We start from the raw sequence: 26,239 nt of genomic DNA, 5'->3' as shown, positions 1-26,239 counted from the left end.
CGGCGACGGTGCCCGCCTCCTGCAGATCCACGAGCAGTACGTCGCCGAACACCCGGACGTCCGGTTCGAGGCGCACACCCTGGCCTGGGGCCCGCCGTTCTACACCAAGCTGGCGATGTCGGCGGCCGGCGGCCGGGCGCCTGAGGTGGCGACCCTTCACCTGTCCCGGCTGAAGGGGTTCAGCCCGGCCACGATGCTCGACCCGATCCCGGTCGACCTGCTGAACGAGGCCGGCATCCGCGAGTCCGACTTCCTGCCCGAGACGTGGAACCGCTGCGTGGTCGACGGAAAGCTCTACGCCGTACCCCTCGACCTGCACCCGTTCGTCCTCTACTACAACACCGAGATCTGCCAGAAGGCCGGGCTACTCGGCACCGACGGCCGGATCAAGCCCGTCCAGGGAGTGAATGCGTTCGTGGAGATGCTGGCGGCGGTCAAGGACACCACCGGCAAGTACGGCGCCTCGATCGAGACCACCAACCCGTGGCGGATGTGGTGGACGCTCTACGGCCAGCTCGAGGGGGAGTTCTTCGACGAGGACGGCACCGAGCTGGTCCTCGACGACGCGAAGGCGCTGGAGGCCCTCGAGCTGATGGCGAAACTCGCCGCCGACGGCCTGGTCCCGCGGTCGGCCAACTATCCGGCGCTGGTCGCCCAGTTCACCAGTGGCGACGTCGGCCTGAGTTTCAACGGGGAGTGGGAGGTGACGACGTACCAGACCGCGAAGATGCCGTTCAGCATGGCGCCGTTCCCGGTCGTGTACGACGTACCGAAGTTCGCCGGTGACGCGCACACCTTCGTGTTGCCGCACCAGTCGAACCGGAGCCAGGACGACACCAAGGCGACGGTCGAGTACATCGCCTGGATGCTGAAGCACAGTGCGGCCTGGGCGGCCGGTGGGCACATTCCGTCGTACCAGCCGGTGGTGCAGAGCCAGGAGTACCTGAGCCTGGAGCCGCAGGCGGAGTACCGCGGTGTCGCGCCCGACGTGCTGTTCGACCCGAACGCGTGGTTCAGCGGATCCGGCGCGCAGCTGCAGGAAGAAGCCGGCGCCGCCTTCAGCGGCGTCTTCTCCGGCCAGGCGACACCGAAGGCTGCGCTCGCGCAGTTCAAGGCCGCCACCCAGACACTGCTCGACACCCCGTCCCCGGTCTGACAGGAGGTCACACATGGCCGTGCAGACACCAACCCGGGAAGCATCCGGTATGCCGACGCGGTCGGCGCCGTCCGAGACCGGGCAGCCGTGGAAGGAACGCTGGGCGGGGCTGTTCTTCGTCGCGCCGTTCCTGCTGCTGTTCGCCCTCTTCCTCCTCTGGCCGACCTTCTCCGGCCTCTGGAACAGCTTCTTCAACACCAGTCTCGCCGGGGTCAGAGGTGAATTCCTCGGTCTGCAGAACTGGCGGGAGATGTTCGGCGACCCGGCCGTCTGGTCGTCGCTGAAGAACACCTTCGTCTTCACCGCGATGAGCGCCCCGCCGCTGGTGGTCATCGCGCTCGTGATGGCCCTGCTGGCGAACCGCCAGGGCTTGCTGGGCTGGCTGTTGCGGTTCTCGTACTTCGCTCCGTTCGTGCTGCCCGCGACCGTCGTGTCATTGATCTGGGTCTGGATCTACCAGCCCGGCTTCGGCCTGGTGAACGGTCTGCTGACGGCCGGCGGTTTCGCCGAGATCGACTGGCTGAACACCGAGAACCGGGCGATGCTGGCGGTGGTGATCACGACCGTCTGGTGGACGGTCGGATTCAACTTCCTGCTCTACCTCGCCGCCCTGCAGGGGATTCCGGCCCAGATCTACGAAGCGGCCGCGATCGACGGCGCGAACGGGCGGCAGAAGCTGTTCCGGATCACGCTGCCGTTGCTCAGCCGCACCACCGGCCTGATCGTCGTCCTGCAACTGGTGGCGTCGCTGATGATCTTCGACCAGATCTACCTGATGACCGACGGCGGGCCGAACTACGCGACCCGGCCGATCGTGCAGTACATCTACCAGAACGGCTTCACCAACTACCGGATCGGCTATGCGTCGGCGATCTCGTATCTGTTCTTCGTGATCATCGTGATCGTCTCGGTGCTGCAGTTCAGACTGTTCTCCGGCCGCAAGGAGGTGCGCTGATGGCCGCCGTGACGTTGCCTGCGACAACCCGGAACTCCGGGCCGGTGGAACCGCGGTGGAACTTCCCCAAGGTGGCGAGCGTCGTCGGCGCGGTGATCCTGGCCGCGATCTGGCTGGTGCCGTTGCTGTGGGCCCTGGACACGTCGCTGAAACCCGAACCGGAGACCACCCGGACGCCGATCACTTGGTTGCCAGAGGCACCGACCCTGGCGGCCTACCAGGGTGTGATCGACCAGGGTGACCTGCTCCGCTGGTTCCTGAACAGCACGATCGTCGCGGTGCTGGTGACGGCGCTGACCCTGCTGGTCTCGGTGCTGGCGGCGTACGGGTTCTCCCGGACCGAGTTCCCCGGCCGGCGGGTGCTGTTCGGACTGATGATCGCCGGCATCCTGGTGCCGCCGCAGGTGCTGATCGTGCCGCTGTTCCAGGAGATGACCGGACTCGGCCTGGTCGACACCTACTGGGGCATCGTGCTGCCGCAGGTGGTCGCGCCGGTGATGGTGTTCGTGCTGAAGAAGTTCTTCGACGGCATCTCCCGCGACTACGAGGACGCCGCCCGGGTGGACGGCGCGACCCGCTGGCGGATCGTCTGGAGCGTGATGGTGCCGATGTCGCGGCCGATCCTCGTCGCCGTCGGCATCTTCACCTTCATCGGGGCCTGGAACAACTTCCTCTGGCCGTTCATCGTGACCACCGACCCGTCGATGATGACGATCCCGGTCGGCCTGGCCAACGTGCAGGGCTCGTACGGCCTGCGCTACGCCCAGATCATGGCCTCGGCCGTGCTGGGCGGACTCCCGTTGCTCATCGTCTTCGCCCTGTTCCAGCGGCACGTGGTCCGGGGCGTCGGCGACGCGGGCATCAAGGGATAGCTCACCAACCACCACGACAGGAGCAACCTGGTGCCTTCTGCCACCATCACCCTCGACCCCGCGTTCACGATCGCGCCCGTGCGCCGCCGGACCTTCGGCACGTTCGTCGAGCACATGGGTCGTTGTGTCTACACCGGTATCTACGAACCCGGTCACGCGACCGCCGACGAGGACGGCTTCCGCAAGGACGTCCTCGAGCTGACCCGGGAGCTCGGGGTGTCGGTCGTCCGCTACCCCGGCGGCAACTTCGTCTCCGGCTACCGCTGGGAGGACGGCGTCGGTCCGCGCGCGGGCCGGCCACGCCGGCTCGACCTCGCCTGGCACAGCGTGGAGACGAACGAGTTCGGCCTGGACGAGTTCATCCGCTGGTGCGCCAAGGCCGGCGTCGAGCCGATGATGGCGATCAACCTCGGGACCCGCGGGGTACAGGAGGCGCTCGACCTGCAGGAGTACGCGAACCACCCGGGCGGCACGGCGCTGTCGGACCTGCGTGAGCAGCACGGCGCGTCGGCCTACGGGATCGAACTGTGGTGCCTGGGCAACGAGATGGACGGCCCCTGGCAGATCGGCCACAAGACGGCCGAGGAGTACGGCCGGATGGCGGCCGAGACCGCGCGGGCGATGCGGATGATCGAGCCCGGCCTGGAACTGGTCGCCTGCGGCTCGTCGTCGTCCAGGATGCCGACCTTCGGCAGCTGGGAGCAGACCGTCCTGCGGGAGACGTACGACTTCGTCGACTACATCTCCTGTCACGCGTACTACGGCAACGACGACGGCGACACCGCGTCGTTCCTGGGGTCGGCGGTCAACATGGACCGCTTCATCGACGCCGTCACCGCGACCGCGGACGCGGTCGGCGCGGAGCGGAAGAGCTCGAAGAAGATCCACATCTCCTTCGACGAGTGGAACGTCTGGTACGGCGACCGGTCCCGCCGGACCGACGAGGACAGCGACGGCTGGTCGGTCGCGCCGCGGCGGATCGAGGACGAGTACAACGTCACCGATGCCGTGGTCGTCGGCAACCTGCTGATCTCGCTGCTCCGGCACAGCGACCGGGTCGGAGTCGCCTGCCTGGCGCAGCTGGCGAACGTGATCGCGCCGATCATGACCGAGCGCGGCGGCCCGGCCTGGCGCCAGCCCACGTTCCACCCGTTCGCGATCACCTCCCGGCTCGCGGCCGGCCAGGTGCTGCGGGTGGAGACCGACTCACCGACGGTCAGCACCGCCCGGTACGGCGACATCGCGGCCGTCGACGCGGTGGCGACGTACGACGAGGGCAGGCTGGCCGTGTTCCTGGTCAACCGGTCCACCGAGGGCCCTGTCGAGGTGTCCGTCGACGTCAGCCGCGCCGGCGTGTTCAGCATCGCCGAGGGCCTGGCCATCCACGACGAGGACGGGCTGGCGACGAACTCCGCCGACCACCCGGACCGCGTCACCCCGCAGGCGGCCGACGCCAAGCTGGTCGACGGCCGGCTGACCGTCACCCTGCCGGCGGTCAGCTGGGCCGCGTTCAGCCTCGCCGGCTGAACCGTGTGACCGTGACCCCCGGCGCGACCTCGATCCGCGCGGTCTCGTGGTAACCGCGGGACGTGTAGAGAGTGACCGCCGGGGTGTTCGCCGTACCGGTCGACACCAGGCTCGTCCGCCGCGGCTCCACCTTGTCGAGATGGTCCAGCAGTGCCCGTCCGTGGCCGCGGCGGGCGTGCGCGGGGTCGACGATCAGCCGAGTGATGTCGACGGTGTCGTCGTCGGGCAGCTCGTACGCGACCGCGCCGACCAGGGTCTCGTCGTCGTACCGGCCCAGCCAGTGCTCGGTGGACGCCATCAGGCCGTCGAGGTCCTCCTGCAGCGGCGGGATGCCGTCGAAGCCGATCAGCTCGGCCTCGACGGCGTACGCGCGATGCTGGATCTCCAGCAGCCGTTCGGCCAGGGCGCGGTCGGTGACGTCGAGGGGTTCGATCACGCACGCCAGTATCCCAGCGCCTTCACCCGGTGCTTCGGCAACGGCCAGGTCCTTCAGGACGTACGAGGTGAGCGTCCGCGTGGTCGGCCGTTACGCCACACCTTGTTGCCTTGTAAGTTGGCCCCTACCTAACTGAAGCGAGGACTGCAGTGAACGCTCGGGTCTTCCGGGACGCTTACGGCGTACCGCACCTGCACGCCGGAGACCCGTTGGCGCTGGCCTACCTGCAAGGCGTCGATGCCGCCCGGGACCGGGCCTGGCAACTGGAGCTCCAGCGCCGCCGGTTCCTCGGCACGTGCGCCGAGTTCGTCGGCCCGGAGGAGGCGCCGTGGGACGTGTTCGCCCGCCAGTCCCGGCTCGCCGACACCGCGCAGCGCTGCTTCGAGTCGCTCGACGACGACACCCGCGAGTGGATCGAGGCGTACGTCGCGGGCGTCAACCACGCGATGCCGGCCGGGGCCGCCCGCGCGCCCGAGTTCGGGCAGACCGGCCTGACGACCCAGGAGTGGGAGCCCTGGGCCCCGCTCGGGGTGTGGCTCTCGATCCACATCTTGTTCGCCGGCTTCCCGACCAAGCTGTGGCGCAGCCATGTCGCGCGGCACCTCGGCGACGAGGCGATCGACCTGTTCTCGTCCGAGGGTCCGCACACTGCGGGCAGCAACGGCTGGCTGATCCCCGGCTCACACACGGTGTCGGGCCAGGCGATCATCGCCGGCGACCCCCACCGGTACATCGAGAGCCCGGGCATCTACCAGCAGATCCGGCTCACCTGCCCGGAGTTCGACGTGCTCGGCCTCGCCGTACCGGGTGTTCCGGGGATCGCGCACTTCGGCCACACCGGCACGGTCGCGTGGGCGATCACCAACGCGATGTCGGACTACCAGGACCTGTACGCCGAGCAGCTGCGGCGGACGGGCTCGACGGTCGAGGCGCTCGGCCCCGACGGCTGGAAGCCGGCATCCGTGCACACCGAAGTGGTCGCGGTGGCCGGCGCCGACCCGATCGAGGTCGAGGTGATCGAGACCGAACGGGGTCCGGTGATCATCGACACCGCCGAGCAGACCGTCAGCCTGCGGTACCCGCCCCGGGTGACCGGCCGGCTCGGCTTCGAGGCGATGCCGAAGTTGCTTCGGGCAACCACTGTCGCCGGCCTCGACGCCGCCCTCGAGGCCTGGGTGGAGCCGGTCAACGTCGTGCTGGCGGCGGACACGTCCGGCGGCCTGCTGCACCGGATCGCCGGCCTCGTGCCGGCGCGTGACCACGCGAACCGGTTGCGTGTCGTTCCCGCCTGGGCGCCGGAGCACCAGTGGCAGGGCTGGCACGAGTCGATGCCCCGGGCGGCCGTCGACGGTCCGGCGGTGATGGCGAACGCACGCGAACTGGCCGCACCGCTGGGCGTCGAGTTCGCGGCGCCGCACCGCTCCGGCCGGATCCGCGCCTTGTTGACGGCGCGATCGGCCTGGTCGGTGGACGAGATGCCGTCGATCCACACCGACACCTACCTCGGCTCGGCGGGGAGTGTGCTGGATTTGCTGGGAGGCCTGGTGGAGCTGTCGCCGGAAGCCCTTTCCCTGCGCACCGAGCTGCTCGCGTGGGACCGGCACATGGACGCCGCGAGCACGACCGCGTCTGCGTTCGCCGCGGTGCGCAAGGCTTTGGTGACCCGGCTGGCCGACCACTTCGGCGTACTGGAAGGTGCTGCCGGGTGCCCGGAGCTGTTCCTGCCCTGGATCGACATCCTCACCCAGACCTCGTACGCGCTGGAGAACCTGCTCGGCACCGACCTGCTGCCCGAAATCGACGTGAGCTGGCTGGCCCGGGAGGCACTCGAGGAGGTCGCCGCACGCAAGCCGCGGCCGCCGTGGGGTGAGACCCACCAACTCGCACCGCTGCACGAGCTGCGGTTCCCGGTGTTCGCGCCGGGCGAGGAGCCGATGGACCTCGGGCTGTCGGGCGATCATCACTGCGTCCTGTCGACGTCGAGCCTGCCCGGTCTCACCGACGTGTGCGTCCGTGCTTCGGCGGCGCGGTACGCCTTCGACCTCGCGGACCGCTCAGCCAGCGGCTGGGTCGTCCCGCTGGGGGCATCCGGCGTCCCCGGGGATCCGCACCACCACGATCAGCTTCCGCTCTGGCTCCGCGGGCGGCTCGCACCCGTGCAGGGGGAGCTCACCCGGGTGCAGACCTCGTTCGAGCAGGTGGTCGACGGCTTGGGTGCGGTGCGCATCGTCGAGGCGGATCCGGACCGCGACCTCGACCTGATCCACAGCTGGCTGTCGGCCGAGCGGGCGCAGTTCTGGGGCATGGGCCACCTGTCCCGGGACGGAATCGCCGAGATCTACCGGTTCCTCGACTCGGTGCCGACGCACCACGTGTACCTCGTCCACCTGGACGACGTACCGATGGCGCTGCTGCAGACCTACGACCCGCAGGCCGATCCGGTCGGGGCGGCGTACGACGTCGTGGCCGGCGACCTCGGCCTACACTTCCTGATCGCGCCCGGCGCCCCGCGCCCCAACTTCACCGGCAACCTGCTCGCGGTGGTCGGCCGGTTCGTCTTCGTCCACCTGGGCCACCCCCGCGTCGTCGTCGACCCCGACGTCCGCAACGACCGAGCCATCGACCGCTTCCACCGTCAGGGCTTCACTCCCGGCCCCGAGGTCAAGATCACCCTCCCCGACGGCACCGTCAAGGACGCCCAACTGGCCTTCCTCACCCGCGAGCGCTACCTGTCCGCTAGTCCTTGACGGCCAGCACGGCGGCGATCAGTCGCTGCCAGTCGGTCAGGTCGTCCACGAAGTGCGGGTTGCGCCACTCGACGGCCGGGACCAGCCCCGGCTCCAGGACGGTGAAGCCGTGGCCGAGCAGGTCCAGGATCTGCTCGTCGGTGCGCCACCGGCCGCGGCCGAGCGATCCCTGCAGGACCTGCTCGAGCTCCTGGCTGCGCGGGTCGTTCTCACTGCGGAAGTGACTGATGAACACGTAGCTGCCGGACGGGATCCGCTCGGCCCAGAACCTGACCAGGCCGGCCGGGTCCTCGTCGTCGTTCACGTGGTGCAGGGTCGCGCTGAAGACGACCGCGACCGGCTGCCCGAAGTCGATCAGCCGGCGGGTGTCCGGGTGGTCGTAGATCGCCTTCGGCGTCCGCAGGTCGGCCTGGATGACGGTGGTGTTGCTGTTCTCGGCCAGCAGCGCGCGGCCGTGCGCGAGCACGATCGGGTCGTTGTCGACGTACACGACCTTGGCCTCCGGGTCGTACCGCTGGGCGACCTGGTGCACGTTGTCGGCCGTCGGCAGGCCGCTGCCCAGGTCGACGAACTGCCGGACCCGGCTGTTCGAGACCAGTTCGCGGATCGCCCGGATCAGCGCGGCCCGGTTGTCCAGCGCGATCTGCCGGGAGCCGGGCAGGTCGTGGACGAACTTGTCGCCGAACGCGCGGTCGACGGCGAAGTTGTCCTTGCCGCCGAGCAGGTAGTCGTACGTCCGCGCGATACTCGGCTTGCTCATGTCGAAGCCCGGGTACGGCGCCTTGTCCGGCACCTGCTCGTGTCCCTCGGCCATCGCGGCGGTCCTCCGTTCCGGAATTGACCTCAATCACTCTAAGCGATACGGGGACTACGCCGTCGCCGCCCCCGGCCCGTCAGCCGCCCTGACGCGCAGCCAGCCTCGATCGGCGGCCTTGACGCCGGCCTGGAACCGGCTGCGCGCGCCCAGCCGGTGCATGATCTGGGCGACCATCCGCCGGACCGTCCGCACCGAGATGCCGAGCTGGTCGGCGGCGACCTCGTCGGTGCTTCCCAGGGCGAGCAGCCGCAGCAACTCCTGCTCCCGGACGGACAGCTCGGTGTCGTCAGGCAGCTCGTCAACCGAGAGCGGCACGGCGTCCGGCCAGATCCGCTCGAAGAGCTCGACGGCCGTGGTGACCACACCGGTCAGCCGCAGGACGGCGACACTGCCGTTCGCCGTGTCCGCAGGCAACACGGCGACCGAGCCGTCGATGACCAGTGCGTTCATCGGAACGTACGGCACGGTCCGCACGGCGACACCGGCGAGCGACATCGCGCCCAAATGCCGACCAGCGGTGGGAGCGGTGCGCGCGGTGTCGGGGTACAGCGCCCGGTAGCGCAAACCTGGCCGGACCTCGCGCGGACCGAAGCCGGGACCGGCCGGGGCGAGGTTGCTCATCGCGATCACCTCGTCCTCGGCGGTCGCCAGCAACTCGGCGATGCCGCGGTGGGCGGGGATCTGGTGGAATCCGTGCGGGCGGTTCAGCGTCGTGACAGTCAGGTGACCGTTCATGACGCACAGGATCCGCCGCAGCGATGACATTTTGATGACACGCGGGCCACGGCGGGCTCGGAGCATGCATGCCGCAGCGGCCGTCGGGTTCCGGCTCGACGGCCGCTGTGGTGGTTTCGAGGCTGTCGGTGACCTGGTCTGGCCGCCCTGTCACCGGGTTGGTCAGCCGAGAACGGACTTCTTCTCGTCCCTGGTGTGGAGGTCGCGGCCGGCCGGATGCCGCTCGCGCGATGCTTCGTGCACAGCGTGCTCAGTGGTCCGTGGTGCCGGGCACACCGGGCCGCGGCGGATCGGACCGCCACCCAGCCTGCGGCTCTTCCACTGCTTCTCTTCGTAGTCGTAGTAAGTGTCGACGCCTCCGACTGTCATCCCTGCCCTCCCGTCAACCCCCGCTACCCCTGCTGGCGGATTCCACAGTCCGTCACGAGTGGCCTGCGACACAAGCAAATCCGGAAATCCCCACCGACAAACGGATTTGAACAGCCGAATCTGTTCGGTTCCGGCACAAATCTGCGGTGTCAGACGGCGAAGATCGCTACGCCCTGTCCCGACGTCCGGATACCGTCCGGCACCGGATCCGCCGTGCCGAAGGCCATCACCTGGTACGACGGGACACCGTCGACCGGCACCACGAGCTCGTCGGCGGCCAGGTTCACCACGATCCGGAAGCGGCCGCGGGAGACCACGAGCCAGTCGCCGCCGGCGTCGTACGCGATGCCGGCCGAGGCCAGCCGGTCGTCGCGCAGTTCCGGCGTCCGGGCCCGCAGCGCGAGCAGGTCGCGGTACCAGGCGAGCAGTTCGGCGTGCGGCGGCCGGTCCAGCTCGGACCAGTCGAGGACCGAGCTGCGCCAGGTCTCCGGGTCCTGCGGGTCCGGGATCTCGTCGGCGTCCCAGCCGTGCTCGGCGAACTCCCGCCGGCGACCGGTCCGGACCGCCTCGGCCAGCTCGGGCTCCTGGTGGTCGGTGAAGTAGCGCCACGGCGTCGACGCGCCCCATTCCTCACCCATGAACAGCATCGGCGTGTACGGCGAGGTGAGGACGAGCGCGGCGCCGATCGCGAGCTGTCCGGGCGTCAGCCCGGGCCGGTCGCCGAGGGCACGGTTGCCGACCTGGTCGTGGTTCGAGATGTAGGCGAGGAACGCACCGCCGCGGTGCCGGGCCGGGTCGACCGGCCGGCCCCAGTCCTGACCGCGGAACGTCGAGTACGACCCGTCGTGCAGGAACACCTGGGTCAGCGTCTTGGCGAACACCCCGGGCTCACCGAAGTCCACGTAGTACCCGGCCCGCTCACCGGTCAGCAACGTGTGCAGCGCATGGTGGAAGTCGTCACTCCACTGCGCGGTCATCCCCAGACCGCCCTCGTCCACCGGCTCGACCATCCGCGGGTCGTTCAGATCCGACTCGGCCACCAGCCCCAGCGGGCGACCGAGCTGCTCCGACAACGCGGCCGTCTCCGACGACAGCTGCGCCAGCACGTGCGTCGGGCTGTCGTCGGCCAGCGCGTGTACGGCGTCCAGCCGCAAAGCGTCGATGTGGAACGACCGGAACCACCGCAGCGCGTTGTCGCAGATCCACCGGCGCACTTCGGTGCTGCCGGTGTCGTCCAGGTTGACCGCCGGGCCCCACGGAGTCGAGTGCTTGTCGGTGAAGTACGGCCCGAACTCGGCCAGCCGGTTCCCGCTCGGCCCGAGATGGTTGTAGACGACGTCGAGGCACACGGCCAGGCCGGCCTCGTGGCACCGGTTGACGAACCACTGCAGCGCTTCCGGTCCGCCGTACGGCTCGTGCACGGCGTAGAGGTGCACACCGTCGTACCCCCAGCCGTGCGTCCCCGGGAACGCGGCGACCGGCATGAGCGAGACCACCTCGATGCCGAGCGCCACCAGGTGGTCGAGGTGCTCCGCGGCTGCCGCCAGCGTGCCTTCGGGCGTGAAGGTGCCGATGTGCAACTCGTAGAACACCGATCCACGAACGTCGCGACCGGTCCAGTCGCCGTCCGTCCAGTGGAAGCGGTCCCCGTCGAACACCCGGCTGAAGCCGTGCACTCCGTCGGGCTGCCAGGCGCTGCGCGGGTCGGGCAGCGGCTCGCTGCCGTCGACGGCGAACGCGTACTCGGTGCCGTGGTGGGCCTCGACCACCTTCCGCTCCCACCAGCCCTCGGCGGCGAAGCGCAGCGGCAGGACGCCGTCGCGCAGAACCAGGTCGACCGACTCGGCGGCAGGTGCCCAGACGCGGAAGGTATGCATTCAGTTCCTTACGAGCAACGCCACCGGGAGGTCCTCCAGCAGCTCATGGATCCGGGCTGCTCCACTACCCACGACACGGCCGGTCAACACGTTCTTCCACTCACCGCTCGGCAACACCACCGTGCTCTCGCCCCATCCACCGAGCCGGTGCAACGCGGCCGGCAGGCGGGTCGCGACGGTGATGACCGCGTCGCCGCGGGCGAAGGCGACCGCGTGACCGTTCGAGGTCGGCAGCGGGGCGTAGCTGCCGGCGAAGGCGTCCGGGTACTGCCGGCGGATGCGGAGTGCCCGCGCCGTGACGAGCAGCTTCTCGTCCGAGAGGTCGTCCGGCTTGGCGCCCTCGTCCAGCCGGCGCAGCCGGTCGATCCGGTGCTGGTAGTCCACCGGCCGCCGGTTGTCCGGGTCGACGAGGGACAGGTCGACCAGCTCGGAGCCCTGGTACACGTCCGGTACGCCGGGCATCGTCAACTGCACCAGCTTCTGCCCGAGCGTAGCGGCCCTGACGAACTCGGCTTGGCGGGCGGCGAAGCGCCGTACCGAGTCCAGCACCGCGGTGTCGGCGAGGACCGACGTGCAGAAGCCGGCGACGGCCTGCTCGTACTCGTCGTCCGGTGAGGTCCAGGTGGTGCGGCGCTTGGCCTCGCGGATCGCCTTGAGGAGGTAGGCCTGCAGACGGTCCTCGGGCAGCGGGCCGTCGTCCCAGGTGCCGAAGAGCGTCTGCCAGAACAGGTACTCCGTGCTGCCGTCCAGCAACGGGCTCCTGTGGTCCTCGGACAACCGCCGCCATTCACGGACCGCCTCCGACCAGGCAGCAGACTGCTCGGACAGCACGCCGAGCCGCGCCCGCACGTCCTCCGATCGCTTGGTGTCGTGCGTGGAGAGCGTCGTCATCGTCTTCGGCCAGTGCTGGTTCAGCCGGGCCGCGTACGCGTGGAACTGCTCCGGCGTGACCCCGAAGTGCTCCGGATCGCCACCGACCTCGTTGAGCGACGCGAGCCGGAACCAGCGGTAGAACGCGGTGTCCTCGACCCCCTTGGCCATCACCGGACCGCACGTCTGCTGGAACCGGACGATCAGCTCGTGCCGGGCGTGCTCGTCGATCCGGCTCGCCGTCCCGGTCTCCCGGCCGAGCAGCAGGTCCTGGACGACGTCCAGTGTCTCCCGCCGGTCCGCGTCCAGGTTCTCCCGTGCCTTCTCGGCCGCCCGCTCCAGTGCCCGCACCGCTGCCGGTCCAGGCTGCTCTCCCGGTACGACGTACGCCCGGTAGATCTCGAAGTGGACGAGCAACTCCACCACGACCTCGTGGAACGCGCGCCGAGTGTGGTCGCGCAGGCGGACGTCGTCCTGGCAGATGCGGGCGAGCAACTCCACCAGCCGGTGCACCTCGGCGTACTGGCCGTGCTGCACGACCTCACGCTTCGCCTCCTCCACCACGGGCGCGAAGTCGGCCGGCTCGCCGGTCAGCTCGGAGTGAAACGCTGCGAGTGGTGCCGCACCCGCCGGGTCGACGAAGAGGCCGCCGACGCGCAGCAGGGCGTCGTACCCGGTCGTGCCGGCGCAGGGCCAGTCACGGGGCAGTTCCTCACTGCCTTCGAGGATCTTCTCCACCACGACCCACGCGCCGCCGGTCCGTTCGGCCAGCCGGCGCAGGTACCCCCGCGGGTCGGCCAGGCCGTCCGGGTGGTCGATGCGGAAGCCGTTGAGCTTCCCCTCGTGCAGGAGCTCGAGCAGTAGTTCGTGCGTGGCTTCGAAGACCTCCTGCGTCTCCACCCGGACAGCCGCGAGCGTGTCGACGTCGAAGAAGCGCCGGTAGTTCAGTTCCTCGTCGGCGACCCGCCAGTGGGCCAGGCGGTACCACTGCTCGGTCACCAGCTCCGCGATCGGCAGGTCCTCGGTGCCCGGGCGCAACGGGAACTCGTGCTCGTAGTAGCGCAGTACGTCGCCGTCGATCGAGAGCTCGCCGTCCGCGAGCACCTTGCCGATCCGCTGACCCAGCACGGCCATCAGCAACGGCTGGTTCCCCGAACCCCAGTCGACGTCGAACCACTCCGCGTACGGCGACCCCGGCCCGTCCCTCAACACCGACCACAACGCCTTGTTCAGCCGGGCGGGCGTCGGCACCGCCACGTGGTTCGGGACGACATCGGCCACCGCACCCATCCGGTGCTCGGCCAGCCGCGCGGCCAGTCGGTCGAACGCGGGCCGTCCGCCGGCCGGCTCGGACAGCCGGCTGTGGTCGACGACGTCGTACCCGTGCAGGGAACCGGGCGCGGCCTGCAGGATCGGGGACAGGTAGGCGTGCGAGATCCCGAGGCTGTGCAGGTACGGGACGGCCGCGGCCGCGTCGTCGAACCCGAAATCGGCATGCACCTGCAGCCGGTAGGTCGCCTGCGGAACCTGGCTCATCCGGCCGCCTGCCGCAGGCGGGTCAGGACCAGCGTGCTGCGGGCCTCCAGCCGGATCGTGCTGCCGGCCGGGTGCGGCTCGTCGTCGGAGCCGTTCTTCGCCGTCGTCGTGTCCACCACCACGCGCCAGTCGTCGCCGTACTCCTTGGGCGGGAGAAGGAAGTCGAGCGGCTCGTGATTGCTGTTCAGCAGGATCAGGAACGAGTCGTCCACCACCGGCTCCCCGCGCGGGTCCGGCTCCGAGATCGCGTCGCCGTTCAGGAACACGGCGATCGCGCGGGCGTCGTCCCGGGTCCAGTCGCCGTTCTGCATCTCGGTGCCCATCGGAGTGAACCACACCAGGTCACCGAGGCCGTCGACACCGGTGTCGCCGTGGAAGAACCGGCGCCGGCGCAGCACCGGGTGATTGTTGCGCAGCCGGACCAGCGAGCCGGTGAACTCGAGCAGGTCCTTCTGCGCGTCGGTCAGCTCCCAGTCGACCCAGGCGATCTCGTTGTCCTGGCAGTAGACGTTGTTGTTGCCGCCCTGCGTGCGGCCGAGCTCGTCGCCGTGGGCGATCATCGGCACGCCCTGCGAGATCAGCAGCGTGGTGAGGAAGTTGCGCTGCTGCCGGGCCCGCAGCTCGAGCACCTCGGCGTTGTCGGTCTCGCCCTCGACACCGCAGTTCCAGGAGCGGTTGTGGCTCTCGCCGTCCTTGCCGTCCTCGCCGTTGGCCGCGTTGTGCTTGTCGTTGTACGACACCAGGTCGCGCAGGGTGAAGCCGTCGTGGGCGGTGATGAAGTTGATGCTGGCCAGCGGGCGGCGGCTGTCGTCCTGGTACAGGTCCGACGACCCGGTCAGCCGGGACGCGAACTCGGCCATCGTGTACTTCTCGCCGCGCCAGAAGTCCCGCACGGTGTCGCGGTACTTCCCGTTCCACTCCGTCCACAGCGGCGGGAAGTTCCCCACCTGGTAGCCGCCGTCGCCGACGTCCCACGGCTCGGCGATCAGCTTCACCTGACTGACCACCGGGTCCTGCTGGACCAGGTCGAAGAACGCCGACAGCCGGTCGACCTCGTGGAACTGCCGGGCCAGCGTGGCCGCAAGGTCGAAGCGGAAGCCGTCGACGTGCATCTCGGTCACCCAGTACCGCAGCGAGTCCATGATCAGCTGGAGCACGTGCGGGTGCCGCATCAGCAGGCTGTTGCCGGTGCCGGTGGTGTCGTAGTAGTGCCGCTTGTCGGCGTCCACCAGCCGGTAGTACGCCGCGTTGTCGATGCCCTTGAACGACAGTGTCGGGCCGAACTCGTTGCCCTCGGCGGTGTGGTTGTAGACCACGTCGAGGATGACCTCGATGTCCGCCTCGTGCAGCGCCTTCACCATCGTCTTGAACTCGGTCACCTGCTGGCCGCGGGTGCCGCCGGCGGCGTAGTCGTTGTGCGGCGCGAAGAAGCCGATGGTGTTGTAGCCCCAGTAGTTCGACAGCCCGCGCTCCTGCAGGTGGCCGTCCTGGGCGAACTGGTGGATCGGCATCAGTTCGATCGCCGACACCCCGAGCTCCTTGAGGTGCTCGATCACGGCCGGGTGACTCATCCCGGCGTACGTGCCGCGGATGTCCTCCGGCAGCGCCGGGTGGGTCTTGGTGAGGCCCTTGACGTGCGCCTCGTAGATCACCGTCTCGTGGTACGCGTGCCCCGGTGGGCGGTCGGTGCCCCAGTCGAAGAACGGGTTCGTCACCACCGACAGCATGGTGTGCTCGCGGTTGTCCATCGTGTTCAGCTCGTCCGGCTTGCCGAACCGGTAGCTGAACAGCGACTCGTCGCCGTCGATCTGGCCGTCGATGGCCTTCGCGTACGGGTCCAGCAGCAGCTTCGACGGGTTGCACCGGTGCCCGTCGGCCGGGTTGTAGGGCCCGTGCACCCGGAACCCGTACCGCTGCCCGGGCTCGATCGACGGCAGGTACGCGTGCCACACGAACCCGTCCACCTCGGTCAACTGCACCAACTGCTCGGCCCCGTCGTCGCCGATCAGGGCAAGATCAACACGCTCGGCAACCTCCGAGAACACCGCGAAATTCGTCCCGGAGCCGTCGTACGTGGCGCCGAGGGGATAAGAACGACCAGGCCATTTCTGCACCTGATGACAGTAGCCACCTCCACCCCCATCGCATGCATGGCGGGGTGATTTGCTCCTGAGAGTTCACCCACGTGCGCCGGACCGCTCACCACCGCGGCCCGGCGCACCGGATCGATCAGTCGGAGCAGGCCACCGGCTCGTCGAAGTGACCCGGAGTCCCCGGGTACGCCGGCCCGACCGCGTGGGTGTTGTAGTCGGGGTTGTAAGCGAAGGCGAGCTCCCGATACGCCGACGTGCCGGCCGTCGTGACGTCGGCGGCTGTCCGGCCTGCGCCCGACCCCCACGCCACCGTGGTGAGGAAGTCGCGCATCGCCGGTGAGTGCTGCCGGACGTCGTTGAATCCGCCGTACGCCGCGTTGCAGTGCGTGTACAGGTTGTAAGCACCGTTCCAGTCGATCAGCCGGTCACCCGGGTTCGGCCCGTTCTGGGCCACGTCGGCCTGCATCACGTCCCGGTCCCAGCCGCCGTAGATCCAGTCCGTGCCCTGGTGATGGCTGTTGTTCGCCAACGTCGCCGGGTCGGCCGTGTCGTCGTCCTTGCCGGTCAGCTGGAACCACAGGCACGGGTCGACCGTGGCCCCGTCGGTCGTGACCGGCCAGTCGCCCGGTGCACAGTTGCCGGGGAAGGAACCGCGCGGGTTGAAGTCGAGCAGATCCGACCCGGCCACGTCCTGCTTGGCCGCGTCCGACTCGCCGACGCCACCGAAGACACGGTCCACGAATCGGTCGTTCGTCCCGCGCGCGTCTGGGTCGAACACGCCGTCCTTCAGGCAGTCGGGTGTCGCCCCGTCCAGCACCGGGTCACAGCCCTTGCCGCCCCACAGCACATCCTCGCCGTCGGCACCGAAGACCTGGTCGCCGCCGCTGTCGCCGTTGGCGAGGTCGTCGCCGTACCCAGCGTGGATGTTGTCCGCGCCGGCACCGCCGCGAAGCCGGTCGCGGCCGCCCTCGGCGATGCCGTCGTGCGGCATCTCGGCGGCGGCCACGGCGCCGATCCACTGGTCGCCGTCGACGTCGTGCTCGAGGTCCACCCGGCGGTCGTACGCCGTCCGCCGGAAGCCGACGTAGGTCTCGGCCGGCGGCGAGCTCATCGTGAAACTGAACTGGGCCGGGCTGTCGCCGGTGTCCAGGTACTGGTTCACCACGCCGCCGCGGTCGCCGAGGATCGCGTCCTCGCCGTCCTCACCGAAGACGGTGTCGTCACCGAGCTCGCCGTACAGGTCGTCGTCGTCCTGTCCGCCGAAGACGGTGTCGTCGCCGTCCTGACCCCAGACACCGTCGTCGCCGGCTTCGCCGTACAGGGTGTCGGCGCCGAACGCTCCGGCCACCTCGCATGTCGCCTGCGCCTCCGTGCAGAACCGCGTGCTCGGGTCACCTAGATCCGGATCGTGTGTCCGGGCCACCGTCGCGTCGGCCGGTGGCGTCCCGTTCGGGTAGCGGTCCGCGTAGACCCGCTCGGTCGCACCGGTGATGGTCCGCATCAGCGACCCGTTGTCACCCAGTACGACGTCGTCCGCGCCGTCGGCCTCGATCGTGTCACCGGTGTCGCGGAAGCCCTTGGCCGAGCTGCCGCCGATCAGATCGTCCTGACCGTCGGGTGCGGTCGCACCCTCCAGCAGGGCGGCCGCGCTCGCCGTACCTGGCCAGCCCGGGTCGGCGAGCGGCTGCACCGTGGTGAACGGTGAGTCACCGGCCAGCGACAGGTCACCCCGCATCACGTCCGCGCCACCGTTGCCCTCGGCATAGTCCGCGCGGGCGCCGCCGGAAATGAAGTCGCCACCGTCCTGGCCGTACAGGACGTCCACACCGTCACCGCCCGAAATCCGGTCGGCCCCGAACCGGTCGGCCGGTGGCAGTGCCGCGAGGTCGTAGCGACTCACGATGCGCGCGGCCATCGGCGCACCGCCCTCGGTGCCGAGCCGGACTGTCGCCCGCGTCGGCGTCTGACCGGCGGCGGGCCGCAGCACAGCGGCGTTGTCACCGGTGACCACGTCGTCGCCCGGCCCACCGAAGACGGCGTCCGCGGTGTCCTGCTGGCCGGTCGAACCGCTCAGCGGAGTAGAGCTGCCACCGACCAGGTCGTCGTCGCCCAGGTCGCCTTCGACCCAGTCGCTCGCCTGACCACCCTCGACGTAGTCGTCGTCTCCGTCACCCTTGGCCCGGTCCGCCCCGCCCTGGCCGTAGAGCACGTCCTGACCGTCGCCACCTGACACCTGGTCGTTGCCGGACGTGTTCGCCACCGGAGTCAGCCCGAGGTCGAGCAGCGTCACCACGTGTCCGCTCTGGAAGCCGCGCTGCCTCGTGACCGGGGTCGTCGCGGCCGGATCGGTGGTCAGCGCGAGGACCGCGTTGTCACCGGCCAGCAGGTCGGGCCCTTCGTCACCGAACAGCAGGTCACCCGCGTCCGGTCGTCCGACCCCGTCCGCGGCCTCCTCGAACGAGCCACCGGCGATGACGTCCTCACCGGCGTTGCCGTGCACCACGTCGGCGGCGTTGTTGCCCTCCAGGTGGTCGTCGTCGCCGTTCCCGTCCACGACGTCGCTGCCCAGTCCGCCGTACGCCGTGTCGTCGCCGTCGCCACCGCGGATCCGGTCGCCCGAGCCCGCGGCCGGAGTCGCACCGTCGAGGTCCAGCGGTACGGCGAGCTCGCCGACGGTTCCGTTGTCACCGATCAGCCGGTCGTTGCCGAGATCGCCGTACAGGTCGTCGTCGCCGGTGTCGGCGCGGCCGGCCGCGCGGGTTCCGCCGTACACCACGTCGTCGCCGTCACCGCCGGTGATCCAGTCCTTGCCATTGTTGCCTTCGACAACATCCGGGTCGAGACCGCCGTACTGGGTGTCGTCGCCGGTGTTGCCGAAGACCTGGTCAGCCCCGGCGTCGCCGTACAGCACGTCGGCGTCCGAGCCACCCCACACCGAGTCCGCGTCGCCGCCACCGCGCAACGTGTCGCGACCCTGCTGCCCACAGACGAGGTCGTTGCCGCCGGCAAGTTCGGCCAGGTCGTCCGCGCCACCGGCCGAGACCGTGTCCACCGCGGCGCCGCCGATGATCCGGTCGTTGCCGTCACCGGTGCCCTCGCTGGTGGTCTCGCCGACCGGGTCGGAGGTGACCGGCGTACCCGCGGCACACTTCTCCGCGTCGATCCGCTGGTCACCGAAGACCGTCGCGGGCCCGTCGCCGCCGTAGATGTGGTCGTTGCCCAGACCGCCGACAAGAGTCTTCGGGTTGGACTGCACCCCGGCCGGCAACGGCTGCCTCTCGACCGCACGCAGCGGGCCGAACTCCACCCCGTTGACCTTGTCGGTCCCCTTCACGTCACCGACGGCCGCCGGCTCCGCGATCACGTAGTCGTCACCGGGACCGCCGTACACCGCGTCGGTTCCGTAGCCGCCGGTCAGGACGTCGTTCTTGCCGCCGCCCCGGATCGTCGCGCCCTGGTCGCCCAGCGAGTGACTGGTCACGGTCTCGATCGCGTCACTGCCCCAGACCTGGTCGTTACCGGTGCCGGTGTCGACGGTGTTGACCGCGTCCCCGTCGGCCGGACCGGCCGCGTCGACGCCGAACTCGCCCTCGGCCGCCGTGAAGATCCGGTCCGCGTTGGAACCGCCGGTGATCCGGTCGCTGCCACCGTCACCGACCAGCGTGTTCACGCCGGCCTTCCTCGACCCGTCCGGCGCGTCGGCCGCCACCCCCAGCTTGTCGTCGCCGGCGTTGCCGCGGGCCTTGTTCGTGCCGAGGCCGAGCCCGATCGTGTCGTCGCCGGGCAGCGGCCCATCGGCCTGCGTGGTCGGGTCGGCGATCGCCTCCCAGTTGAAGACACCGTCCAGTTTCCTGGTCCCGCCACCGTCCTGGGCGTTGTGCGTCACCGTGCGCTCCACCCGGGCGTTGCCGAGCGACGCGTCACCGCTGACCTTGCCGTCGCCGTTGCCGACCGTGACGGTGTCCTTGCCCGGACCACCGGCCACCACGGCCTTCGAGTCCGCACCGCCGGTGTCACCGGTGACGATGACGTCGTCGCCACCGCGGCCGTCGACGTACGACAGCCCGCGTCCGGTGGTGATCGTGTCGGCCGCCTTGCCGCCGATCACGACCGCGTCCTTGTCGAAGATCGCCGGGCTGTCACCCGCCGCGCCGCCGGTGTCCTTCTTGCCGTCGCCGACGAACGTGATCGCCATCGGCTTGGCGTAGTCCTCGCCGTCGACCACGACCCGCTTCAGGTTCGGGTCGAGGTACTCGCGGCGTTCGCCCAGCATCTCCACCGCGAAGCCGTCGAAGTCGCCGTTGGCACCGCCCGGGTCGGCCGTGGTCTGCGCGTAGTGCAGCGAGACCACCTTGACGGTGTCCTTCTCCACCGCCTCGGCGTCGTTCGACCAGGGCGCGCCGCGCTCGGTGTTCTTGCCGAACTTCCCGGCGAACACCACGAGCGTGTCGCCGACCGTGCCGCCGAGTTTCGGCGGCGGCGGTTCGCAGTCCGGTGCCACCGAGAAGTCGAGCAGGGTCACGTCGGCCAAGGTGAAGCTGAACGACACCGAGAAGATGCTCACGCCGATGGTGACGTACACCCGCAGGAACAGCGACAACCGGCCGCTGACCGTGAACAGGCAGAGCGGGTTGTTCAGCGCCGCGTGCAGGAACTCGCCGACCCGGAACTTGCCGTCCTTGTTCGGGTCGTTCCAGTAGAAGCCGATGGTCAGCCGCACGCCGCCCTCGATGCCGACGGTGATGATCACCGCGCTGACCGCCGCACCGGCCGCGATCTCACCGGTGAGCTGGACGACCGGGAGCGGTGCGCCGGCGTCGTCCACGGTCTTGAAGAACAGGCCGTCCAGGACGTCGACCGCGTCGACCGGCGTACCGTTCTGGGCCGCCTCGACCGCCTTGCGGATGCCGTAGGTGTCCAGGCCGGCCACGATCCGCAGGCTCACCGACGCCGATCCGGCCAGTGTGACGAACACCGGCGGCGGTGCGTACACCGGGCCGAACGACTGCCGCCAGCTGAAGCCGAGGGTGAGCGGGCCGGAGTCGAACTCGACCAGCGTCACGTCGCCGCCCATCAGCAGGTTGAAGGCGGTGGCCGGCTTCTCCAGGATCGGGAAGCTGAACCCGGACTTCTCCGCGTCGCCCTTCTCCGCGGCCAGCCCGGTCCCGCCGAAGACCGGGTGCCCGGCGGCGTTCGGGTTGTCGTTCTTGCTGTTCAGCGCCGACTTGATCTCGGTCGGCGACTTCTCGGTGACCTTGGCGTACATCTTGTCCGCGGTGGTCGGGGAGTTGCTGGTGGTGAGCGCCTTGTCCCCGGCGATCTCGAAATCGCCCAGTGGGACGTAGCAGTCGTTCGGATCGGCCGCGTTGCAACTGGGCAGCCGGTTGATGAACTCGATGACCGCCTTGATCGTGTCGACGAAGTCCAGCTTCGGCCCACCGGCCAGCGTGCTGAACGTCTTCGCCAGCGTCATCAGCGTGACGTCGTCACCCCCGGCCATCCGGCTCAGGTCGGACAGCACCGGGATCGGCGCGTAGAGCGTGTCCATGACCGGCTGGAGCGGTCCGGTGACCCGCTTCATCTCCTTGACCACGTCACCGAGCAGGCCTTCGAAGAACGTGCCGGCGCTGATCCCGACGTCCTTGAAGGCGATGTACGGCGCCGGCGCGGCGTCCGGAGCCTGGTTGTCGAAGGCCCATTTCAGCTGGAAGTTCGCCCGCACCCCCGGGAACGCGGAGTCCACCTCGGCCTGGACGATCCAGTCCAGCACGAACGCGCCCTTGATCGAGACGCCGAACAGACCCTCGGTGGCGCCGAGGTCGGCGAACTTGATCTTCGCGTCCTCGTTCGGCGTACAGGCGGCCTCGTCGCCCTTGAAGCAGCTCCCGTCACCCGGCGCCTTCAGGTCGAGCTGGAACGCTCCCGCGAACAGCGGCAGCGACTTGTCGTGTCCTTCGCCGTCGGCCTTGTCGACGTTGACCTTGATGAACGCCAGCTCGGCGACCATCGTGTCCGGCAGGTCGAAGGCGAGCCCGACCTGTAGCTCAGGCAGGGCCTTGTTCTCCGCGCCCCAGCCGTCGTGGGTGTTGACGAAGAAGCCGTCGTTCCTGGTCAGCCCGAGCCGGAAGTGCAGCGCGAAACCGGCCGCGACGCTGATCCCGTCGGTCCCGTCCGGGCCCTGTCGCAGCGCCAGGCCCGGGATGCCGATGTCCAGCGGGATGTTCGTCGTGTAGCAGGGTTTCGGCGCTCCGGTGTCCTCACACCCCTTGGCGGAGGTGACCTTGCCGCGCTGCGCGGTGAAGTCCAGGAACGCGCCGGTGATCTTGTCCAGCGGGCAGACCTCGAGGGCCTCGGTACAGGTGAAGGTGACCTCGACGTCCGTGGCCGCGATGTTCACCTCGGCCAGCGCGTCCGCGAGCGCGGTGTTGATGAAGTCCGCGAACTCCTTGGAGTTCGCCGGCCGGCCGCCGCCGGGTAGCTCGTTCCAGATCGAGGCCCGCAGTTTCGCCCGCAGGTCTCCGATGAAGTCGGCGCCCTGCTGCAGGTCCGCGCCGATCAACGGGAGCTTGCCCTGCAGGCTCGCCGTACGGAACGCCTGCTCGACCGCGGCCAGGTAGCCCTCGATCCCGTCACCGAAGTTCGTGAAGTCGAGCAGCGCGGCGGCGAGCCGCTCGTCCAGGTCGTCGGGCAGCTGCAGTTCCTTCAACGCGTCGTCCGGGGCCGGAAGGCTGTCGTCGAGGTCGACCAGGTCGGCCGGGTTCGTCGAGTCCGGCACCCGCAGCGCGATCGTGCCGATCGGCGCCCAGCCCGCCTCGGTGCCGGTGTTGTTCAGGTAGATCGGCAGGTTGCCGCAGACCATCAGCGGCGTCGTGATCGACTCGCCACAGGTCACGGTTGCGTTGGTGGCGTTGAAGTTCACGCCGACCGCACCGAGGAAGTCGCTGAACGAGACCGGGGTGTCCGCGGTCGCGCCGGACTTCGCCAGCGCGATGCTCAGATCCGCCTTGGCCTGCGCCTTCTCCGCGGCCGGGGCCCCGGCCGCCGGGTTGCCGAGCGCGATCGACAACGGGCCGACGACGCCTCGGATGACGCCGTTGTCCAGCTTCGCCTTCGCGCCGATGCTGATCGAGGAGTCCTCGAGCACCTTCAGCGCAGCGGCGTCGGCCGGGCCTTCACCCGCGGCGAGCGGGAGGACCAGGCCGACCTTGATCCGGCCGTCGACGTCCACCTGGGCCAGTCCGGACGCCTGCGCACCGGCGAACGTCTGGTTTGCGCCGTTGAGGCTGCCCAGCGACAGCTTCACCGGCGACGCGGCGCGGTAGTTCCGCTTCCAGTCGACGTCGAGCACCAGGTTCGGCTTGCCGTCCTTCTCCAGGTACCGGAACTTCACGCTGTCCGTGCCGAGCGCCTTGTTCAGCAGCGCGACCGCGTCCTGGATGCTGTCCGGCGTGTTCGCCAGCAACTGGTCGGTGACGTCGTCCAGGGCCGACCGCATCATGTACGCCGTACCTGCCGCCGGAACCGACTCCCACGGCTTGGTCAGCGTCAGCGTCTTCCCGTCTGGCGACACGGACTTCACGATCGCCACCTGGCTGCCGACCACGATCGACCGGCCGGCCAGCGACTGCCCGAACACGGCGTCACCGGCGCGAGTGGCGTCGGTCAGCGTGCCGGCCGCGTAGGTCACGCCCGCTCCGGCGTTGGACTCGTCGCTGACCAGCAGGTCGCGCAACGACTTGCCCAGGCCCGGGATCGCCTGGTCGTACACTCCCGAACCGGCACCGGGGTTCGCCTCGGCCAGCTGCTCGGACAACGTCTGCAGCGTCTTGATCAGCGCGGTGAACAGCGCCTTCGGGTCGTCCGCGTCGAAGTCGAGACGGAAGATCTCGGCCAGGTCGGCGGTGTCGAGCGAGAGCGTGTCCGGATCGGTAAGATCGGTCCACTTCGCCGTGAACGTCGTGGTCGCGCCGGCGGGCAGGAACTGTTCCGCCTCGGGGACGCTGACGGACAGGTCGCCGTACCCGCGGACGTTCACGTCGACGTCCAGCAGCGCGGCGGGCGAGTCGACGAGCTGCTTGAAGAGCTCCGAGATCCGCAGATCGCCTTGGGGCTTGAGTCCCACGGTGAGCATGTGGCCGGTCGGCGTACCGGCGGGGCAGGTTTCGGCGAGCGACGAGTTGCAGACCTTGAGCTGCCCGTTGACCTTCACCTTGAAGAAGCCGGCGTTGGCGGTCAGGTCCACTGCGGTGTCGATCGGGAAGTCGGCCGAGAACAGCGGCGAACCGGTCCGGATCAGGACGCGGTCGGTGTTCAGCGGCAGCGACGGCACGACGCTGTCGAGCGGTCCGTTGTGCTGGGTGAACGGGCAGGCCTGGGTGCTGCCGAGGAAGCCGATGCAGTCGTTGCCGGTCTTCGGGTCCTGCAGGTCCAGCACGAGCGTCAACGCGGCGCTGAACGACGGCGTGACCTTCGCGAACGTCTGGTCCGCGTTGGCATTGACGATGCCGTGACCGTCCTGATCGATCCGGTTCGCGAACGTGACCGCGCCGACGTGCGGTTCGGCGCCGGCGATCACGTACGGCGTGTCCTTGGCCGGCGCACCGCCGATCCAGTCCTGCTTCAGCGTGATCGTGCCGGCGTCGTTGGCGGCCACCTCGCCGGCCGACGTACCGGCGACCACTCGGCGGCCGAGCCACTGGTTGGGCTGCCAGCCGGCACCCGCCACGGTGAGCGTCTTCGCACCGTACGTCGCGACCTTGCCGGACGCCTCGATGCTGATCGGGTCGAGGTCGGTCTGCGCACTCGTCCTGCTCATGTTCAGGGTGAGAGCGAGCTTGCTCGCCGTCGCGTCCCAGTCCAGGGTGCTGAGGTCGATGCCGGTCGCGGTGTCGAGCTTCTTCAACAGGTCCTGTAGCGAGGTGAACGTCGGCTTGCCTGCCTGGGCCGGATCGGTGACACCCGGCACGAACCCTGGCTGGCCCGGCGCGGGCACGGTGTTGGCCGCGAGGAAGTCCTTGAGCACCTGGTTGACCTGGATCGCGTCGGCCAGCGTGCCCTTCATGAACGGCAGGTCGAGATCACCGACCGTCGGCAGCGGCCCTTCCTTGTCCGGGTCGAACTTCGCCTTCTGTACGGCGGTGAGCGTGGCGATCACCTGGGCGAGTCCCTCGGCGAGGTCCTGCAGGCTCATGTTCTGGAACCGGCCGACGGTCGCGGCGAGGTCGGGTGCGGTGACGTCCGGGGCGCCGGTGCCGATGTCGTTCCAGTCGACGCCGACCGTCGTACTGATCTCGCTCGGCAGGGCGGCGGGAATCCCGGCCGCGGCGGCACCCAACTGGAAGGTCGCGTGGACGGAGCCACGGGTATTCGGGTCCGAGTCGTCGATCGGGAGCGAGCCCTGCGGGTCGAGGCCAACGCTGAACAGGCCGTCCAGCGAGCCCTGCTGGGCCAGCTCGCCGGTGGCCCCGAAGAAGAGTTTGCCGTCGTTGTCCGGGTCACTGACCGTGCCGGCGAAGTGCGCGTCCACGTCGAGCGTGGAGCCGGTGAGCGAGACCCCCAGGATGCCGATCGCGGCCTGAGCGGTCGCGTTGTCGATGCCGGCGTGCGCGTCGACGTCGAGACGCGGGGTGGTGCTCGACCGGACCAGGTAGACCTTGTCGTCGGCGATGCCGGTCCACACCAGGCTCACGGCGAACCGCGACTTCAGCGTCACCGTGATGCCGTCGGACACCGCCAGCTCGACCTTCGGCGAGGCACTGCTGACGCGCAGGTCCTGCTTGGTCACGGTCTTGTCGACGGTGGCGACGATGTCGAGCTTCTTGCCCTCACCGAGATCGCTCACCGACGTCTTCAGGTGACCGGTGCGGTCGCCGTCGATCGTGATCGGCTCGTCGACCTCCAGGTCGCCGAAGTCGGCGGCCGTCTCGAGTTCGTCGGCGATGCCCTTGGCAACGACGTCGTTGAGCCCGAGCAGGCCGCCCGGACTCGCTCCGACCAGCGGCAGCTGTTCACCCAGCTTGTCGATCGAGGCCAACCCGGAGGTCCACGCGGCGAGGCTGGTCGCCTCACCACCGGCACCGAGAGCCGCGAGCAGGTCGTCCACTCCGGCCTCGGCCGCACGGGCGGGCTGAGGCGTGTAGACGACCAGACCTATCAGGAGGCTGAAGGCGGCGACGACGGCCGTCAACCGCGAGTGGACAAGCATGCGAGCACGACGGACCATCCCCATGGTTCCCACCCCACGCGGCCC

Annotated in this window: 13 protein-coding genes; 5 read left to right on the top strand and 8 right to left on the bottom strand. The window is 69.5% G+C overall.

The features are described from left to right. The 4 genes from E1218_RS22790 to arfA form a co-directional block, all read left to right on the top strand. Nucleotides 1-1,156, top strand: a 1,156-nt coding sequence (locus tag E1218_RS22790) for an extracellular solute-binding protein (RefSeq protein ID WP_132323386.1), incomplete at its 5' end; no start/stop codon positions are given. Between the two features lie 49 nt (nt 1,157-1,205). Then, nucleotides 1,206-2,111 (top strand): carbohydrate ABC transporter permease, encoded by a 906-nt coding sequence (locus E1218_RS22785; RefSeq protein ID WP_233712396.1) that lies wholly within the window; start codon nt 1,206-1,208, stop codon nt 2,109-2,111. Then, a complete protein-coding gene (locus E1218_RS22780; protein WP_132323382.1) occupies nt 2,111-2,983 on the top strand; it encodes a carbohydrate ABC transporter permease in 873 nt (290 codons plus the stop codon). The genes E1218_RS22785 and E1218_RS22780 overlap by 1 nt, the downstream gene beginning before the upstream one ends. 30 nt (nt 2,984-3,013) lie before the next feature. Beyond that, the gene (gene arfA / locus E1218_RS22775) at nt 3,014-4,510 is read left to right on the top strand and encodes an arabinosylfuranosidase ArfA (protein ID WP_132323380.1); all 1,497 of its coding nucleotides are present in this window, start codon (nt 3,014-3,016) and stop codon (nt 4,508-4,510) included. Here arfA and E1218_RS22770 read toward each other — a convergent pair. Then, entirely contained in the window at nt 4,494-4,946 is a 453-nt protein-coding gene (locus E1218_RS22770) for a GNAT family N-acetyltransferase (RefSeq protein WP_132323378.1), read from the bottom strand. The two genes, arfA and E1218_RS22770, sit on opposite strands and share 17 nt — an antisense overlap. Before the next feature lie 149 nt (nt 4,947-5,095). Here E1218_RS22770 and E1218_RS22765 point away from each other — a divergent pair, with 149 nt between their 5' ends. Continuing rightward, nucleotides 5,096-7,693: a GNAT family N-acetyltransferase gene (locus tag E1218_RS22765; RefSeq protein WP_132323376.1), complete on the top strand. Its 2,598-nt coding sequence runs from the start codon at nt 5,096-5,098 to the stop codon at nt 7,691-7,693. Here the strand turns inward: E1218_RS22765 and E1218_RS22760 are convergent. The 7 genes from E1218_RS22760 to E1218_RS22730 form a co-directional block, all read right to left on the bottom strand. Further along, nucleotides 7,683-8,507: an SAM-dependent methyltransferase gene (locus E1218_RS22760; RefSeq protein ID WP_132323374.1), complete on the bottom strand. Its 825-nt coding sequence runs from the start codon at nt 8,505-8,507 to the stop codon at nt 7,683-7,685. The genes E1218_RS22765 and E1218_RS22760 overlap by 11 nt on opposite strands. A gap of 54 nt (nt 8,508-8,561) precedes the next feature. Further along, a complete protein-coding gene (locus E1218_RS22755; RefSeq protein WP_132323372.1) occupies nt 8,562-9,245 on the bottom strand; it encodes a helix-turn-helix transcriptional regulator in 684 nt (227 codons plus the stop codon). 162 nt (nt 9,246-9,407) lie between these two features. Next, nucleotides 9,408-9,614 (bottom strand): hypothetical protein, encoded by a 207-nt coding sequence (locus tag E1218_RS22750; protein ID WP_132323370.1) that lies wholly within the window; start codon nt 9,612-9,614, stop codon nt 9,408-9,410. A gap of 149 nt (nt 9,615-9,763) precedes the next feature. Then, complete coding sequence (treZ, locus tag E1218_RS22745; protein WP_132323368.1) at nt 9,764-11,491, bottom strand: malto-oligosyltrehalose trehalohydrolase; 1,728 nt, start codon at nt 11,489-11,491, stop codon at nt 9,764-9,766. Continuing rightward, on the bottom strand, nt 11,492-13,897 hold the full coding sequence (treY, locus tag E1218_RS22740; protein ID WP_132323366.1) for a malto-oligosyltrehalose synthase: 2,406 nt from the start codon (nt 13,895-13,897) through the stop codon (nt 11,492-11,494). Continuing rightward, nucleotides 13,894-16,011, bottom strand: coding sequence for a glycogen debranching protein GlgX (glgX, locus tag E1218_RS22735; RefSeq protein WP_132323364.1), 2,118 nt, complete (start codon nt 16,009-16,011; stop codon nt 13,894-13,896). Before glgX ends, treY begins: the two co-directional genes overlap by 4 nt. 115 nt (nt 16,012-16,126) lie before the next feature. After that, the gene (locus E1218_RS22730; RefSeq protein ID WP_233712395.1) at nt 16,127-26,194 is read right to left on the bottom strand and encodes a calcium-binding protein; all 10,068 of its coding nucleotides are present in this window, start codon (nt 26,192-26,194) and stop codon (nt 16,127-16,129) included. Between the last annotated feature and the right edge of the window lie 45 nt (nt 26,195-26,239).

Source organism: Kribbella turkmenica (genome assembly GCF_004348725.1).
Taxonomy (GTDB): Bacteria; Actinomycetota; Actinomycetes; order Propionibacteriales; family Kribbellaceae; genus Kribbella; species Kribbella turkmenica.
This window is presented reverse-complemented; position numbering and strand designations above follow the sequence as displayed.

Coding starts and splice junctions, on each gene's coding strand:
- E1218_RS22785 (WP_233712396.1), top strand. CDS start 1,206: ATGCCGACGCGGTCGGCGCCGTCCGAGACCGGGCAGCCGTGGAAGGAA.
- E1218_RS22780 (WP_132323382.1), top strand. CDS start 2,111: ATGGCCGCCGTGACGTTGCCTGCGACAACCCGGAACTCCGGGCCGGTG.
- E1218_RS22760 (WP_132323374.1), bottom strand. CDS start 8,507: ATGGCCGAGGGACACGAGCAGGTGCCGGACAAGGCGCCGTACCCGGGC.
- E1218_RS22755 (WP_132323372.1), bottom strand. CDS start 9,245: ATGAACGGTCACCTGACTGTCACGACGCTGAACCGCCCGCACGGATTC.
- E1218_RS22750 (WP_132323370.1), bottom strand. CDS start 9,614: ATGACAGTCGGAGGCGTCGACACTTACTACGACTACGAAGAGAAGCAG.
- treZ (WP_132323368.1), bottom strand. CDS start 11,491: ATGCATACCTTCCGCGTCTGGGCACCTGCCGCCGAGTCGGTCGACCTG.
- treY (WP_132323366.1), bottom strand. CDS start 13,897: ATGAGCCAGGTTCCGCAGGCGACCTACCGGCTGCAGGTGCATGCCGAT.
- E1218_RS22730 (WP_233712395.1), bottom strand. CDS start 26,194: ATGCTTGTCCACTCGCGGTTGACGGCCGTCGTCGCCGCCTTCAGCCTC.